Source organism: Exiguobacterium sp. U13-1, assembly GCF_001750115.1.
Taxonomy (GTDB): Bacteria; Bacillota; Bacilli; order Exiguobacteriales; family Exiguobacteriaceae; genus Exiguobacterium_A; species Exiguobacterium_A acetylicum.
The window spans coordinates 1,602,739-1,617,720 of sequence record NZ_CP015731.1 but is presented as its reverse complement, the minus strand read 5'-3'; the positions used below and the strand labels follow the sequence as shown (position 1 = coordinate 1,617,720).

Sequence of the window (14,982 nt, the reverse complement as noted above, 5' to 3'; positions counted from 1 at the left end):
ACCACTTCGAAAAGTAGTCCGTAAAAACATTAGAGTTGTTGCGGTGAATCGACCAATGTGATCGTCCCTTCGTTTTTCTGAACGAATCGCTCGTAAACGAAATCGTTCGCAAACAGCAATACAGCATTTTCCCAGCGGTCGTAGACGAGTACCGTCCGTGAATCCGTCAATTGTTTGACAGCAGCGACTTCTGCCGGCTTGATCCACTTCGCGACTTGGAAGTTCGCAGCATCCTTCAAGATGTCAACGCCATACTCACCTTTGAGCCGGTGCTCGAAGACTTCGAATTGGAGTTGTCCGATCGCTCCAAGAATGATTTCGTTGTATTCCGTCTTGTAGACTTGGATCGCTCCTTCTTGCGCGAGCTGCTCGACACCTTTTTGGAACTGTTTCGACTTCAAGGCGTTTTTCGTATAGACCTTCAAGAAGAGTTCCGGTGCGAACGTTGGGAGTGCTTCATATTGGAGTGATGGATCACCATTCGTGATCGTATCGCCGATTTGATAGTTGCCTGAATCGTATAGCCCGATGACGTCTCCCGCGAACGCTTCGTTAACCGTTTCACGCTCATCTGCCATGAATTGTGTCGATTGCGACAACTTCATCTTTTTCCCTGTCCGTGTCAGGACGACGTCCATTCCACGATCAAACTTACCCGTACAAATACGGACGAACGCGATCCGGTCACGGTGGTTCGGGTTCATGTTTGCTTGAATCTTGAAGACGAAACCACTGAAGAAGTCTTGCGCCGGTTCGACCTTCCCTTTGTTCGACTCACGTGGTGTCGGTGAAGGAGACAGGTTCAAGTAATGCTCGAGGAGCGGTGTGACACCGAAATCAACGAGTGCTGATCCGAAGAAGACCGGAGTCAATTCGCCTTTTGCAATCAATTCTTCATTGTATTCGTTACCTGCGCCGTCGAGTAAGTCAACTTCATCCATCAACGTCTCGTACATTTCCGAGTTGATCGTCGTCGCGAGTTCTTCGTTCGCGAGACCTTCCTCACCGAGTTCGATCGACTTACGATCGTTCTTGAAACAATGGAATTGTCCTTTGACGCGATCATAGACCCCTTCGAACTGTTGCCCTGAACCAGCTGGCCACGTCACAGCAACAGACGGAATGCCGAGTACTTCTTCAAGTTCTTCCATCAATTCGAGTGGATCACGTGCTTGACGGTCCATCTTGTTGATGAACGTAAAGATTGGAATCCCGCGCATCCGACAAACTTGGAAGAGTTTCTTCGTTTGCGACTCGATCCCTTTCGCTGCATCGATGACCATGATTGCTGAGTCAACAGCTGTCAGGATTCGATACGTATCTTCACCGAAGTCCGAGTGACCTGGTGTATCCATGATGGAAACGATTTTTTTATCGTATTCGAATTGCATGACCGAAGACGTAACAGAGATGCCTCGTTGTTTTTCGATTTCCATCCAGTCCGATTTCGCGAATTTCGAGTTTTTCCGTGCCTTGACAGAACCTGCTTCACGGATTGCCCCTCCGTGTAGGAGGAATTTTTCAGTTAATGTCGTCTTACCCGCATCCGGGTGGGAAATGATGCCGAAAATCCGACGCTTTTCGACTTCCGTTTGTAGAATGTTTGTCATGTATGGTAGTTCCTTTCACCGATATATTCAAAAGTCCGATCAATCTTTTTCGCAACTAGTCTATCATACCGAATTTTCAAGGTCTCGTCCATTTCACTTCATTGACTTAATTTTCAGATTTAAAGTTGACAATTCCTCTACTTCTTCTTTACGATGACTAGGAAGTTCACTATTACAGAAGGAGGAGACGTACAATGGTATTCTATCAAGCTCGGACATCTGTCCACACTGTCTTTGTATTGGCTACAACTGTACGTCACCCAATCGTTTAATTTTTAATTAAGCAGGGTGTGCGTATGCGTATACGTACATGCTGCCCTCTTATATTAGGACGGGTATGCCCATATTTGTGCGTATCCGTCTTTTCTATTGTCTAAAAACGGAATATAAGGGGTTTTCACTATGTTTAACGCACTCAAACAGCTTGATCGTAACATCTGGATCCGGTTCGTCGGGGAAACGATCACGGGAATCATGATGTTCATGATTGCACCATTTTTAGTTCTGTATTATGCGGATCGTCTCGATTCCTACTTTTTGGTCGGTGTCATCATGGCGACCGGACCGATCATGTCACTCGTCGGCGCCGTCCTCGGTGGTCATTTCGCTGATAAATTCGGTCGAAAACCACTGATGGTCCTCTCGATCATCGGGGATGTCATTGCGCTAATCGGCTTCTCGTTCGCCGATTCATTCGGACCGCTTCTCGCTTTGAACGCGCTGCTCGGTTTATCCAGTTCACTGTTCCATCCGGCTGCAAGCGCAATGGTCGCTGACGTCACGCCACCAGAACGCCTGAACGAATCGTTCGGTCTATTGCGGATGGGGCATAACGTCGGGGCAGCATTCGGTCCACTGCTCGGAAGTGCCGTCTTGTTCGTCGACCGTTCACTCATCTTCTACTCTGCCGCTTTCGTCTTTTTCCTGTACGGACTCGTTCTCTACTTCTTCATCGAAGAAACGAAACCGGAGTATATTGAAAAGACAGACGAAGTCAAAGTGTCCCCACTCACCGTGTTACGGAAGGACCATGTCTTTTTAATCTTCATCGGTGCGGGTGTCTTCATCTCGATGGGATTTGCCCTCGTTGAGAGCATGTTACCGGTCTTCTTGAAGGAGGCACTACCGGGCTTGCCGACGAAACAAAATCCTTTCCCTTATTTGATGGCATTAAACGGAATCATGGTCGTCTTATTCCAATTCCCGATCGCCGCTCGTTTGTCAGGTAAAGCATTCGGAAAAGTCATGTTGCTCGGGGCATCGATTTTCGGCATCGGTATGATTTTCCTCGCGTTCGTGCCGTCCTACCTGTTCTCACTCGGAACAGACTATGTCGTGCTCGTAACGGTATTGCTTGCGATTTATGCGTTCTATACGCTTGGTGAGATGATTATGTCCCCTGTCCAGATGACGTTCATCGCTTTGATTGCACCAGAACATCTTCGCGGAACGTATAACGGTGCTGCGAGTCTTCAGTGGTTAATTGGCGGCGTTACCGCACCGCTTCTCGGATCTTTGTTCCTTGATTCCGGAAAAGGTGACTTTGCCTTAGCATTCATCGGATTACTCTGTTGCGTCTCGGGTGGAGTCTATCTCGCACTCGACCGGTCGATTCAACGTGCGAAGCGTTTAACGAAATCAGCTTAAAGCTAAAAAAGCGATGTGTCATGCTCCGACTTCAGTCAGAGCGTTACACGTCGCTTTTTTCATTAAGAGGGTAATTGATTTGCCGCTACGAACGGACCAAACAGGACCGGTAACGGATCAAGTCGTTGCTGGATTTCTTCAATGAAATTTGTCGATCCACTGACGAAGACGATCGGATCATTTGCTGTGATCATCGTCAGGAACTCGTGCATCTGCTGTTCCCATCCTTCTTGACGAATGTGGTGGACGACCATCCCTTTCGTCGTCAAAGAGAGGACATTCGCTAACATGCGTTCCGCCAGTTCCTCAGCCGATACATGTAATAAAGTCGTTTTGCGACCGCTCAGGAGCGCATGCCGGGCTTCATCGATGACGGACCCGAGGTGATGGTCTTCAGCAATTAATAAAATATCTTGTTGACGCCAGTTTTCAGCATGGCGGTATTTACAAAAATGCCGGCACGTATCGACAAGTTGATGATGGACGATACTCCATGCTTGAAGCAACGGTGCATCTTCTTCAAGTGCATATTCGATCTGGATGGCTTTTAGAATTTCATGACTGATGATGTCCGGGTATGTCAGCAGAAACGATTTCGTCTGATTGATTTCGTTCAATAAAATCAATTTAAACAGTTCACTCGATTCATGTTGGTTAGTAATCTGATTCAATAATTGACTCAGGCGTAAAATCCGTAATGCGCGAGTTCCATCCTGAGCCCCCGCTTCTCGAAGCGCGCGCAATTCTTCTTCATACGTCGCCTCGAGCGAGTCATAGAAGCGCGTCGCGATCCGCAATCCCTTTTGCTCCATCGATGGACCGAGCTGTTGCAAAAGGTGTAATGCCTGATCGAAATGCATAATTTAACCTACCTTTCACCGTCCATTATGCGATAATCGCCTCATAAAAACAATCTGTAAAATGCATCTTATTTTTTGCACATTGAGAGTTGATAATGCTTGCGTCGCCCCCTAGTATGTGTGTTAAGTAGGTGATGAAAATGCGCATGACACGTTATACGGATTACGCGATTCGGTCCCTGCTGTTCGCAGCAGCTCACCCCGATCGTTTAGTCCGAATCCAGGAAGTAGCGGATTGTTACGACATTTCTAAGAATCATTTAATGAAAGTAGTCTATCGTTTAGGACAGAGTGGTCTGATTGATTCTGTCCGTGGTCGTGGAGGTGGTTTCCGCTTAGCAGGCCCTCCGGATGCAATTCATATCGGTGACGTCGTACAACTGTTTGAACCAACCGTTCATTTTCTCGATCCGCAAGAAGGCATTCACGAGGTCCCTTCGCTCAATCCGGCACGTGATGCCTTCGATGATGCCATTGCGGCGTTCCATCAAGTACTCAATAGTTACACAGTACATGATTTGCTACATCCGACAGCTGATACTCATCCACAAATACTTGAAATGATTCCGAACCGCGATTGAGCCGGTTCGGAATCTTTTTTTATTCCATCCTCGCTCAATTGCGATTTCTCAAAACGCTCGTGGTATACTTATATAAGAAAGGAGGGGTACAGATGAACCCTCAAGAAGAACTCCATCTCTTATATCTTCGCTTAAAGGAAGAAGAACCCTCCGTTGCACGCGGTGAGGCCTTATGGGCCATCTTTGAGGAAACAGCTGATGATTCACTCCGCTTCCTCTCCTTATGGGCATTTTCACAAAATCAATTTGATTTAGGACACTTCCGATCGTTTCTCGTGTCCTTCACGCTCTTGATGGAATGGATCCGAAAAGATGAGATGACACTGACTCCAAAACAAGAACTTGATTTGTACTGGAACTACAAGTCCTATTTGATCTATATGGCAGAACAAGAAGACGTGACGGTCTCGCTTCTCGAAGAAGATCTTGATCGCTTCATCGACTTCTGTGACGCGCATGGCTTTATTCGGACACGTGACTATATCAGCTTCATGGTCTACAGCAAACTCGGTGACGAGGAACAAGCCGATCACTATTTATCAGAATGGATCGGCGCGCCAAGCGACGAACTCAGTGATTGCCCATCTTGTGAAGCATTCAGCCGAATGACGTATGCGATTGAACGTGGCTTCGAAGATCGTGCCTTGCTACTTTATGCAGCACTGCGGCATGAACGCGGTTGCTCGCGGATGCCGGATCAGGCTCATCCATACATCCTACCGTTGTTCCTCAGTCGCAAAAAAGAACGCTTCGATTGGAGCGAACGCTTGATCGAAGAAGTCAAACGGAGTGAAACCCTCTTTACAGGCGGTGACGAGCCGTACCACCTGTATGCGAAGATGTATTACGATACGAACTATACGTGGTCGATGGAAGAGAAAAAACAATTGATTCCGTTCTTGACCGACCGTGGGTATCTTCAGTTCTTACTCGCTCACTATGCATTTGCTCATCGGCAATCTCTTGGTGAGGAAGCGTCGTATCTCGCAGCGCTGCGGACGAATCTGTATGAGATCGCACAATCCCTCGATCGCCGGATCGAAGGTGTCTTCTACTTGAACCTCGTCGAACGTGAATTGAAACGAATCACCCAGTTCGTTGCCTGAATCTCATTCGTAAAGGAAGTGTCTTCATGTTAGATCATGTCCAGCTCGCTATGCCGAAAAACGAAGAAGATCGCGCCCGTGCATTTTATGCCGGGCTTTTACATATGAAGGAAGTCGAAAAACCCGCTGGTGTTCAAGCTAGTGGTGGTGTTTGGTTCGAAGATCATGGTGTAGCACTTCATCTCGGAATCGAGGATCCATTCGTTCCTGCTAAAAAAGCGCACCCTGGATTAACCGTCGCTGCGTTCGAAGCGTTGAGCGATGCTCTTCAAGCTGCCGGTTATCCGGTTGAGCATGACACCCGCCTTGCGCCACGTCGTCGTTTCTTCACAGCTGATCCCTTCGGTAACCGGTTAGAAATCATCGCTGCCCACCTGCCAACGTTAACGCCGAAAAAATTAACGGATGGTTCACATGTTCGTTTAATCGCACCCGCTTCTAGCCTCTCGACGGTCGAGATGAAGATCATCGATGGTGCGATCCAGACGCTCGAATCACTCGGGTTACGTGTCTCGATCAGTCAACATGCACGTGCCATCAATCCGTTCGGTTCCAGTGATCCTGAGTTACGCGTCGCAGACCTTCATGCTGCATTCGCTGATCCAAACGTCGATGCGATTCTGTGCGTTCGTGGTGGGTTCAGTACAAATGAACTTGTCGACTTACTCGACTACGAATTGATTCGGACACATCCGAAGATTCTTTGTGGCTTCTCCGATATCACAGCACTCAGTCATGCTATTCTAACGAATACCGGATTAATCACTTACTCCGGACCGATGTTACGGGCTTTCCGGGATCGTGATGCCTATACGATCGATTACTTCAAGCAAGTATTGTTTGGAACAGAACCCGTTACGATTAAGCCCTCTGTCCATTGGCGGGATTCTGATCGTGGACACGTCATCACGTTACCGAATAAAGGTCCACTTCTCTTATCGCCGGGACAAGCGAGCGGTCGACTGATTGGTGGAAACCTTTGTACGTTGAACCTTCTGCAAGGCACACCGCACTTCCCTGATTTACGGGATGCGATCTTATTCCTTGAAGACGATTACGAAGTCCATCCAGCGACGTTTGCCCGTGATTTCGCCTCGTTGATGGCGCAACCAGGTGCGGAGACGGTTCGCGGGATCGTCTTCGGGCGCTTCCAACTCGCAACGAAGATGACGGAAGAGCATCTGCGATATCTGATTTCGCTCTATCCATTCCTAGAGCACGTACCAGTGCTTGCGAATGTCGACTTCGGACATACGAGTCCTTTATTCACGTTCCCGATCGGTGGTCAGGTGGAACTGCATGACGAGGTCATCCGACTTCATATTTCCTGAATAATAAAAGAAGGAGACGCGGCAATCCGCATCTCCTTCTTTTTTAATAGTCGAGCAATCTCGAAGCGTCGATTTGACGTTTCGACCCATCCGCGAACATCTCAAGTGTTGCGAAAATCTGGTCATTTGCCCATTCATAGTGAAGTAACGTGAAGTCTTCGAGTGTCGAGACCGTCTTGAACGTTTTCCCGACCGTAAACGCACGCTTCCGGCTCGCATCTTCTGCCGGAACGGTGACGAAGATGACCGTGATCTCTTCGCCCTTCGTATCATAATAGAATTCAACGATCCGACCGTCCGCTGTTTCAGGTAAGACACCTTTACGGGGCTGTCCGGTCTCGTCCAATTGTACGTATGGTTGCAGCATTCTTTCGCCTCACTTTCTCCGTCATTCATCATAGCACGTCCACCTGATTTATGCTAATCTATATTTGATGTGAAAGGGGGATGAGTCGCGCATGGAATGGTTCATGAACGGGATTCTGCTCTGGGGCTTTATCATGATTACACTCATGGCAATTGGCGGGTTTTTCATGTTCCGGAAGTTCCTCAAAAAGTTACCGAAAGAAGACGGTAAATCGATGATGGACTGGGAAGATGAATACATCGACCAGACACGACATCTTTGGACGGATGAGACGATGGAATTGTTGAACGCTCTCGTCATGCCGGTTCCATCGGCATTTCGCGATGTCGCACGCCGCAAGATTGCCGGGCGGATCGGACAGTTCGCACTTGAGGAACAAGCGACAGAGATGACATCTGAACTGGTTGTCAAAGGATATATTTCCGCTACGCCAAAACGCGATCATAAATTCTTGAAAAAAGCACTGACGGAGCACGCCATCGACTGGCGAGACTACGCATTATACTTCCAAAATTGAAGGATGCACGAAAAACCGCCGAAGTCGCCTTCAGCGGTTTTTTTAGTGAGGTAAGTGCGCGACCGGCACGGTGCCCGACTTGACTCGTTTGTATTTCAAATACATCGCGAAGCGCCAAGGGACGATCATTCCAAAAGCGACGAGATAAAAAATGCCGCCCGTTTCGAAAATATCAATCTGCCCGCCGATGAAGAACTTCGCAACCGTCCGAATGAATAAGATACCGAATAAGACGATGAAAAAAGCTTTCGAACGTTGCAAATAAATCTGCCCTTCTGCTTCATAAAAATTGGATGTCTTGATCAAAAAGATGCTGAAGATGGCTCCAATGAGCAATGCTTCCGCCACTTCCGTCCATGTCAGACGGGATGCCGGGTATAAAAACTGTAGCATCCCCGTCGACATCGCAAAGGGCGGGATCAAGATTTTTTTAGCATTCGTCGGTTTTGCTGATGCCTTCACACGAATGAAGCTGATCAGCAATCCCATGACGAGCGCTACCCCAGTTGATATCCAAATCATCCGATCACTTCCTTGATTAAAATCCAGTGAATCCGACGATGTCACTCATCCATGCTGCGAATTTACTCAAGCCATCAAAATACAGCATGACTCCGAAGACCATCATCAAGGCTCCCCCGAATTTCGTTAATTTCAGACTATACTGCACGAACAAGCGCGAACGACCGACGAAGAACGCCATTAATAAGAAAGGAATTGAGAACCCAAGTACGTAAGCAAGCATGTAGAACATACCTTGACTTGGATTGGTCGCAGCTAATCCGATGACTCCTGCGAGAATCGGACCTGTACACGGTGTCCAACCGGCTGCAAAACCGATTCCGACGAGTACCGTTCCGACGTATCCTCCTTTTCGTTCCCCGAGATTCAGTTTCTTTTCACGCATCAAGAATGTCGGTTGCCATAATCCGACGAGAACAATCCCGAAGACGAAGATGACGAGCGCCCCAACCATCCGTAACGTATCCCGATAGGTGATAAAGACATCTGCGAATAACGATGTCGATAAACCGAGTACAACGAATACCATCGCAAAACCAACGAGGAACGCTAACGTATGAAACAAGGATCGCTTTTCTCGTACGCCCCGTTCTTTTAAATCCGTTACCGACACGCCTGTGATGTATGAAAGAAACACAGGATACAGTGGTAGCGTACACGGAGAGACGAAAGATAACAATCCTGCTCCAAACGCTAACCATAACGAGAGCTCCATCATGAGCATCCCCTTTCCTTTACTACTATAGAAGAAGTTCCTCCTCTATTTTGCCAAACTCCTCTGCATTTAGCACCTATTATCTCACAGAAAGTTGCAAAAGATTCGTGTCCGCCAAAATTACAAAAAAATTACATTTCGTCGATTTTACTGAAATCTCGTTGCACCTAGTAAATGGACTTGCTAGAATATGGATACGACACCAATGTAAGGGAGACTGCTATGACGACACAACAACTATTGACGTTAGCGATCGAAGCCAAACGTAGCGAACTATATCATCAAGCTGACCAGTCCAGCTTTACCTCCCCGCGTGTTCTACAACTTAGTCATGAACTCGATGTCTTGCTTTTAGAATATTCACGCATCGTCCAAAACTATACCATTCACGGTTCGAATGAACCGCTTTTATCTTAATGCACGATCTGGTCAGCATTCGAGTGCGAATGCTGACTTTTTTATGGTTTCTTATTTCTGATGGAGGTGCTTTATGTCCGCTCTTACATTCATTGCTAGTTCTCGTCTCCTCTATATGCCTGACGATCTCCCCCAATTATACGTACATGAAGTCGAAGCGATTGAATACGTATCATTGAAGCGAGGAAGGTTCACGATGCCTTACCTGTACACGATCGAAGGTGCTGATCAGTGGGAGTTCATGATTTACTTACAGCGTTATATGGAAGAAGGAGATGTCCTCGAGTTGCTTTATATTGAAAATCAAAATGACAGCATGCATGACCATCTACCATCCGTCCCCTTACTAGAGCCGATTGAAATCAATATTCGACAGCGAACGTACCAAACGATTCACGGCACGTTTCAGCTTTCCGCTAACGATTGGATGCAGGAATTGTTCCATCGTTCTTACCTGACAGCGTTCGGCGTGACGACGATCGTCAAGTATTGATCTGCGTATCCTCCATTTCACTTTTTCATCACTAGACGATAGAAGGATGACATAGTTTCTATTTTTAAGACTTTTTTCTGTTGAATTGTGCGAATCTTTCAGCAAAAGTAATCCAAAAGACCTATAAACATCCGTTTTTCATAATCAGTATGTCCTACCGATGACAAAAACCGACCTTTTGCAATCTCGTTGTCACAATAGCCCGGTTTGTAACTCGAATGACATTGACCTGTAAACGCACAGGTCAGTTTTGCCGTGTAAAGTAGGAACAGTAAACACAGCATATGTCAGGAGGACATCAATAATGAAAAAAGCAGTTTTCGCTGCCGGTCTTGCAGCAACAGCTCTATCAGTAGGATTTGCCCAAGAGACAGAGGCTGCCTCAGAAACGGTAACAGTAAATACACCAGTACTCAACGTACGCACAGCACCTACAACTGCATCAGCAGACGTAGGCAATGTATATAAAGGTCAAACATTAAATGTCGAAGGACGTTCTGGCGCATGGATCCAAACACACATTAACGGTCAAAAACGTTATGTTCATGGCGCGTATACGTCTGCAGCAGGCTCATTCGACTTTAAAAAAGCGACAGTTACTACGGCAGTACTAAACGTCCGCACACAACCAACGACAAGCTCGAAAGATGTCGGTAACCTCTACAAAGGCGAAAAAGTCAACGTAGAAGGTAAAGTCGGTGCATGGATCAAAACAACAATCGATGGTAAAACACGCTACGTACACAGCGATTACACTTCACTCGCTGGCGTATCGAAAGCACCAGCAGCACAAGCACAACCAGCTGCTAAACCAGCTGCGAAGCCAGCACCAAAAGCAGCTGCTAAACCAGCAACTGCAACAAAACAATCGACACCTGCAAAATCAGGTACGAAAGTGACAATGAACGTCACTGCTTACACGAACGACCCGTCTAACAACGGTAGCCAACTCTACAACGGTCGTGCGTTGACAGCAAGCGGTTATGACGTTACAAATACGATCACGTACAATGGTATGCGTATCGTAGCAGCTTCTTCACAATACCCAATCGGTACACGTATGCACATCGAAGGCATTGGTGAAGCAATCGTACTCGACCGTGGTGGCGCAATCCAAGGTAACAAACTTGACCTTCTCGTTGGTTCACAACAAGAAGCACTCAACTGGGGACGCCAAAACGTCACAGTCACAGTCTACTAATCAAAACAAACAACCTGCCGGGCGAGATCGCCTGGCAGGCTTTTTTTATGTCTATTTTTTATGTCTATTTTTTAAGAAACCGTGACATGACCGGATTGCAACTGGTACATCTTTTTATACAGACCATCTTGCGCAATCAATTCTTGGTGATTGCCTTGCTCGATCACTTCTCCTTGATGCAATACAAGAATCAAATCGGCATCTTGAATCGTTGATAGACGGTGAGCAATGGCAATCGTCGTCCGTCCTTGACGCATCCGTTCAAGTGCAACTTGAACTTTTTCTTCCGTCTCCGTATCAATCGAACTCGTCGCTTCGTCGAGAATCAGGATTTTCGGATCTCGCGCCATCGTGCGTGCGAAGGAGATCAACTGACGTTCCCCAGCTGAGAACGTCGCCCCCCGTTCCGCAACGGGACTGTCATATTGCTGGTCGAGTTGATTGATGAATCCGTCGGCTTGTACGAATTTAGCAGCCGCTTCGACACGATCAAAGGAAATCGAACTATCGAATAATCGAATGTTATCAGCGACCGTTCCCGTGAACAAGAATGAATCTTGCAACACGAGTCCGACGTGCTGTCGTAGTTCTTCTTCCGATAACTGCTCGAGCGGTTGACCATCGATCAAGATCCGACCCGATTGGTACGCGTAAAAACGCATCAAGATGTTAATGATCGAACTTTTCCCACTTCCCGTATGACCAACGAGCGCGATCGTCTGTCCTTTTTTCGCCTCGAACGAAATCCCTTTTAAGACGTCTTTTTCTCCGTCATAGCTAAAGCGAACGTTTTCAAAGACGATATGTCCTTCCGATACGCGTGCCTCCCCTTCGAGCTGTTTCGTTGGTTCTGGCTCATCCGTATCGAGGACCTTGAATACACGGTCTGCTGAGACGACAGCTTGTTGGAACTCGGACAACCGTTGCATGATTTGCTGTACCGGTTGGAAAATCCGCTCCATGTAGCTGATGAAGGCATAGACGACACCGACTTGGACCGTTTGCGAGAACGATAGGACACCGAAATACGTCACGAGTGTCGCAATTGAAATGGCGAGTAACAAATCAATGATTGGTCGCAGCAACCAACTATCGAGCTTCAAATTCTTATAACGTCCATTCTGGTGGGCGACGTTCGTCTCCTCGAACTCTGCCATCAAGCGTTTTTCTTGGCGGAATTGTTGAATGATTGCCATCCCGTTGATGGATTCGTTCAGTTGGGCATTGATTTTCGACAATAAATCGCGGACTTCCGCGTAATACTTCGTCGAATACTTCCGGTAAATCCAAATGATGAAATAAAACAGCGGTAACAATAGTAACGCAATCGTCGCGAGTCGAGGCTCTAGTAGATAAAGGAAGATATATGTTCCAATCAACTGAACGCCGCTTTGCACGAATGTCGACAGGACACCGATGTAGAGCTCCTTGATCGCTTCCGTATCGTTCGTGATCCGGGACACGAGCACTCCGGCAGGCGTCCGGTCAAAATAGGCAAGCCGTAAGTGCATGACATGCCGGAACACATCAATGCGTAAGCGTTGAATGACTTGCAAGGCAATCTTTTGGAATTCGAACGCCTGTAAGTAATCGACGATAATCCCTGTCGTATGCAGTAACAAGTACGCTGTAAACAAGAGTGCGACTTCCTGTACCGGATACGTACCCGGTGCGACGTATTCATCAATGAAAATCTTGACGAGATACGGTCCTCCGAGTTTTGCTGCTGTCGTGATGAACAGGAGAACGAAGGCGATACTGACTTGCTTCTTGAACGGTTTGACGAAATCAAGCAATCGCTTCAGGACGGCTTTTTCATTGATATCATGATTCATTCGGAACGCCCTCCTTGTTCGACGAGTGATTCTAGTTGCTGGCGATCGTACGTCTCTTTATACCAACCGTCATGAGCGAGTAATTGCTCATGTGTGCCTCGTTCGATGATTCGACCGTCTTCAAGGACGATGATCTCATCGGTATGCGACACAGCCGACAGGCGATGGGCAACGATGATTTGTGCCTGATCGTGATCCGCCGTGCGGAAGTGATGGATGATCGCTTCCTCGGTTTTAGCATCGACCGCAGACAAGGCATCATCGAGCACTAAAATCGGACAGTCTGCTAATAATGCCCGGGCAATCGAGATCCGTTGTTTTTGACCGCCGGATAACGTCACCCCACGCTCCCCGACCATCGTCGCGTACCCTTCCTTAAACCCGAGAATATCATCATGGACTGCTGCAATACGTGCCGCTTCCATGATGTCTTCCATTGATGCATCCGGTTTTGCAAAGGCAATATTGTCGGCAATCGACGCGGAGAATAAGAAATGATCCTGTGGAACAATCGCTACTTGACGACGGACGGTGTCACGTGTCAATTGTTTGATGTCTCGTCCACCAATCGTGATGGCGCCTTGTTTGACGTCGTATTCGCGAGACAATAAGCGAACGAACGTCGATTTCCCGGCACCCGTCTTCCCGACGATGCCGAGCGATTTACCGGGCTCCAACGTCACATCGATGTCTTGTAAGACCGGTTGCGTATCATAGATGAAACGCTCAATCCCAACGTGGAGTTCTGGTGAGGAAACACTCGTTGCTGCTTCCTTCGCGTCTTTAATTTCCGGTTCGATCGCAAGCATCCGCTCGATCCGATCGTAAGAAGCACGACCCCGTTCGACGATGTTGAACAACCAACCGAAGGCGAGCATCGGCCATGTCAATAAACCAAGATATGTAGTGAATGAGACAATGTCACCGATTCGGATTTCACCTTGTTGTAATAAGTAAGCACCATATCCGACAGCGATGATGTACGATAGACCGACTAATCCAAAAATCGTCGGGTCAAATAAAGCATCGATTTTTGCGACACGACGGTTCTTTTGGACGACATCATCCGATAGATCCGTAAACGTCTGTACATCAGACTCGACTTCTCCTGTTGCCTTTAAAACACGGACACCACTAATGCTTTCCGCGACCTTATCGTTCAAATCGGAGAAGGCTTCCTGTGCGTCATGAAAACGCGAATGCAACATCTTACCGTAACGTGATGTCAAATAGACCATCAGCGGCATCGGTAGGAGTGATACGAGCGTCAACTTCCAACTGATCGTCGTGACCATCGTGATAATGACAAAGCTCCCCATCGTCACCGAGTCGACGAGTGTTAGAATACCGGCACCCGCTGTCATCGATACCGCTTGTACGTCGTTTGTCGCATGCGCCATCAAATCCCCGCTCCGGTATTTCTTATAGAACGATTGATCTAAGTCTGAAAAATGCCCATACAGTTGGCTGCGTAATAATCGACCGAGACGAATCGATGCCCCAAAGATATAAAAACGCCAAAAATAACGAATGATGTACGTCGCGACCCCGATGAGCAACAATGTACCTGCGAGACGAATCAAATCATCTTTCGTCAAGCTTCCCTCACTCAGACCGTTGACTGTCGTCCCGATGATCTTCGGTGGAATGAGTTCTAACGCTGCCACAAAAATCAAACTGACGACCCCAAGACTATACGCTTTCCATTCTCGTCGGAAAAACCAACCGAGTTTCCTGAAGACTCCCATTCAAGTCTCCCCCCTTTTTTAAATCCTATGAT

15 protein-coding genes are annotated in these 14,982 nt (G+C 47.4%); 8 read left to right on the top strand and 7 right to left on the bottom strand.

Features of this window, described 5'->3' with window-relative positions; all coding sequences use genetic code 11:
* Positions 1-29: 29 nt before the first annotated feature.
* The gene (locus ESP131_RS08205) at positions 30-1,610 is read right to left on the bottom strand and encodes a peptide chain release factor 3 (RefSeq protein WP_029341267.1); all 1,581 of its coding nucleotides are present in this window, start codon (positions 1,608-1,610) and stop codon (positions 30-32) included.
* A 402-nt stretch (positions 1,611-2,012) separates the two neighbouring features.
* Between ESP131_RS08205 and ESP131_RS08200 the strand changes: the two genes are divergently transcribed.
* Positions 2,013-3,257, top strand: coding sequence for an MDR family MFS transporter (locus ESP131_RS08200; protein ID WP_029341266.1), 1,245 nt, complete (start codon positions 2,013-2,015; stop codon positions 3,255-3,257).
* Positions 3,258-3,319: 62 nt separating this feature from the next.
* Here ESP131_RS08200 and ESP131_RS08195 read toward each other — a convergent pair whose 3' ends face one another.
* On the bottom strand, positions 3,320-4,117 hold the full coding sequence (locus ESP131_RS08195) for a hypothetical protein (protein WP_029341265.1): 798 nt from the start codon (positions 4,115-4,117) through the stop codon (positions 3,320-3,322).
* Between the two features lie 140 nt (positions 4,118-4,257).
* On the opposite strand from ESP131_RS08195, the gene ESP131_RS08190 reads away from it, so the two are divergent.
* The 3 genes from ESP131_RS08190 to ESP131_RS08180 all read left to right on the top strand — a co-directional run bounded on the left by ESP131_RS08190 (position 4,258) and on the right by ESP131_RS08180 (position 7,135).
* Positions 4,258-4,698, top strand: a complete 441-nt coding sequence (locus ESP131_RS08190) for an RrF2 family transcriptional regulator (protein WP_029341264.1) — start codon at positions 4,258-4,260, stop codon at positions 4,696-4,698.
* A gap of 92 nt (positions 4,699-4,790) precedes the next feature.
* A complete protein-coding gene (locus ESP131_RS08185; RefSeq protein WP_069940400.1) occupies positions 4,791-5,804 on the top strand; it encodes a hypothetical protein in 1,014 nt (337 codons plus the stop codon).
* A gap of 26 nt (positions 5,805-5,830) precedes the next feature.
* A complete protein-coding gene (locus tag ESP131_RS08180; RefSeq protein WP_081834688.1) occupies positions 5,831-7,135 on the top strand; it encodes an LD-carboxypeptidase in 1,305 nt (434 codons plus the stop codon).
* A gap of 43 nt (positions 7,136-7,178) precedes the next feature.
* On the opposite strand, the gene ESP131_RS08175 is transcribed toward ESP131_RS08180, so the two are convergent.
* Positions 7,179-7,502: a hypothetical protein gene (locus ESP131_RS08175; RefSeq protein WP_023467783.1), complete on the bottom strand. Its 324-nt coding sequence runs from the start codon at positions 7,500-7,502 to the stop codon at positions 7,179-7,181.
* 91 nt (positions 7,503-7,593) lie between these two features.
* Here ESP131_RS08175 and ESP131_RS08170 point away from each other — a divergent pair, with 91 nt between their 5' ends.
* Entirely contained in the window at positions 7,594-8,019 is a 426-nt protein-coding gene (locus ESP131_RS08170) for a DUF2621 family protein (RefSeq protein ID WP_029341260.1), read from the top strand.
* A gap of 42 nt (positions 8,020-8,061) precedes the next feature.
* Here ESP131_RS08170 and ESP131_RS08165 read toward each other — a convergent pair whose 3' ends face one another.
* Positions 8,062-8,541 (bottom strand): CcdC family protein, encoded by a 480-nt coding sequence (locus ESP131_RS08165; protein ID WP_029341259.1) that lies wholly within the window; start codon positions 8,539-8,541, stop codon positions 8,062-8,064.
* A 16-nt stretch (positions 8,542-8,557) separates the two neighbouring features.
* Positions 8,558-9,256 carry a cytochrome c biogenesis CcdA family protein gene (locus ESP131_RS08160; protein ID WP_023467780.1) on the bottom strand — a complete coding sequence of 233 codons (699 nt, stop codon included), beginning with the start codon at positions 9,254-9,256 and terminating at the stop codon, positions 8,558-8,560.
* A 222-nt stretch (positions 9,257-9,478) separates the two neighbouring features.
* Here ESP131_RS08160 and ESP131_RS08155 point away from each other — a divergent pair, with 222 nt between their 5' ends.
* The 3 genes from ESP131_RS08155 to ESP131_RS08145 all read left to right on the top strand — a co-directional run bounded on the left by ESP131_RS08155 (position 9,479) and on the right by ESP131_RS08145 (position 11,367).
* The gene (locus ESP131_RS08155; protein WP_029341257.1) at positions 9,479-9,673 is read left to right on the top strand and encodes an aspartyl-phosphate phosphatase Spo0E family protein; all 195 of its coding nucleotides are present in this window, start codon (positions 9,479-9,481) and stop codon (positions 9,671-9,673) included.
* Between the two features lie 73 nt (positions 9,674-9,746).
* Positions 9,747-10,166 (top strand): hypothetical protein, encoded by a 420-nt coding sequence (locus ESP131_RS08150; protein WP_069940399.1) that lies wholly within the window; start codon positions 9,747-9,749, stop codon positions 10,164-10,166.
* 304 nt (positions 10,167-10,470) lie between these two features.
* Positions 10,471-11,367: an SH3 domain-containing protein gene (locus tag ESP131_RS08145; protein WP_029341255.1), complete on the top strand. Its 897-nt coding sequence runs from the start codon at positions 10,471-10,473 to the stop codon at positions 11,365-11,367.
* Positions 11,368-11,438: 71 nt separating this feature from the next.
* On the opposite strand, the gene ESP131_RS08140 is transcribed toward ESP131_RS08145, so the two are convergent.
* Entirely contained in the window at positions 11,439-13,202 is a 1,764-nt protein-coding gene (locus ESP131_RS08140; RefSeq protein ID WP_069940398.1) for an ABC transporter ATP-binding protein, read from the bottom strand.
* Positions 13,199-14,950, bottom strand: a complete 1,752-nt coding sequence (locus tag ESP131_RS08135) for an ABC transporter transmembrane domain-containing protein (RefSeq protein ID WP_029341253.1) — start codon at positions 14,948-14,950, stop codon at positions 13,199-13,201. Before ESP131_RS08135 ends, ESP131_RS08140 begins: the two co-directional genes overlap by 4 nt.
* Positions 14,951-14,982: the final 32 nt, after the last annotated feature.

Coding starts and splice junctions, on each gene's coding strand:
- ESP131_RS08205 (WP_029341267.1), bottom strand. CDS start 1,610: ATGACAAACATTCTACAAACGGAAGTCGAAAAGCGTCGGATTTTCGGC.
- ESP131_RS08200 (WP_029341266.1), top strand. CDS start 2,013: ATGTTTAACGCACTCAAACAGCTTGATCGTAACATCTGGATCCGGTTC.
- ESP131_RS08195 (WP_029341265.1), bottom strand. CDS start 4,117: ATGCATTTCGATCAGGCATTACACCTTTTGCAACAGCTCGGTCCATCG.
- ESP131_RS08190 (WP_029341264.1), top strand. CDS start 4,258: ATGCGCATGACACGTTATACGGATTACGCGATTCGGTCCCTGCTGTTC.
- ESP131_RS08185 (WP_069940400.1), top strand. CDS start 4,791: ATGAACCCTCAAGAAGAACTCCATCTCTTATATCTTCGCTTAAAGGAA.
- ESP131_RS08180 (WP_081834688.1), top strand. CDS start 5,831: ATGTTAGATCATGTCCAGCTCGCTATGCCGAAAAACGAAGAAGATCGC.
- ESP131_RS08175 (WP_023467783.1), bottom strand. CDS start 7,502: ATGCTGCAACCATACGTACAATTGGACGAGACCGGACAGCCCCGTAAA.
- ESP131_RS08170 (WP_029341260.1), top strand. CDS start 7,594: ATGGAATGGTTCATGAACGGGATTCTGCTCTGGGGCTTTATCATGATT.
- ESP131_RS08165 (WP_029341259.1), bottom strand. CDS start 8,541: ATGATTTGGATATCAACTGGGGTAGCGCTCGTCATGGGATTGCTGATC.
- ESP131_RS08160 (WP_023467780.1), bottom strand. CDS start 9,256: ATGGAGCTCTCGTTATGGTTAGCGTTTGGAGCAGGATTGTTATCTTTC.
- ESP131_RS08155 (WP_029341257.1), top strand. CDS start 9,479: ATGACGACACAACAACTATTGACGTTAGCGATCGAAGCCAAACGTAGC.
- ESP131_RS08150 (WP_069940399.1), top strand. CDS start 9,747: ATGTCCGCTCTTACATTCATTGCTAGTTCTCGTCTCCTCTATATGCCT.
- ESP131_RS08145 (WP_029341255.1), top strand. CDS start 10,471: ATGAAAAAAGCAGTTTTCGCTGCCGGTCTTGCAGCAACAGCTCTATCA.
- ESP131_RS08140 (WP_069940398.1), bottom strand. CDS start 13,202: ATGAATCATGATATCAATGAAAAAGCCGTCCTGAAGCGATTGCTTGAT.
- ESP131_RS08135 (WP_029341253.1), bottom strand. CDS start 14,950: ATGGGAGTCTTCAGGAAACTCGGTTGGTTTTTCCGACGAGAATGGAAA.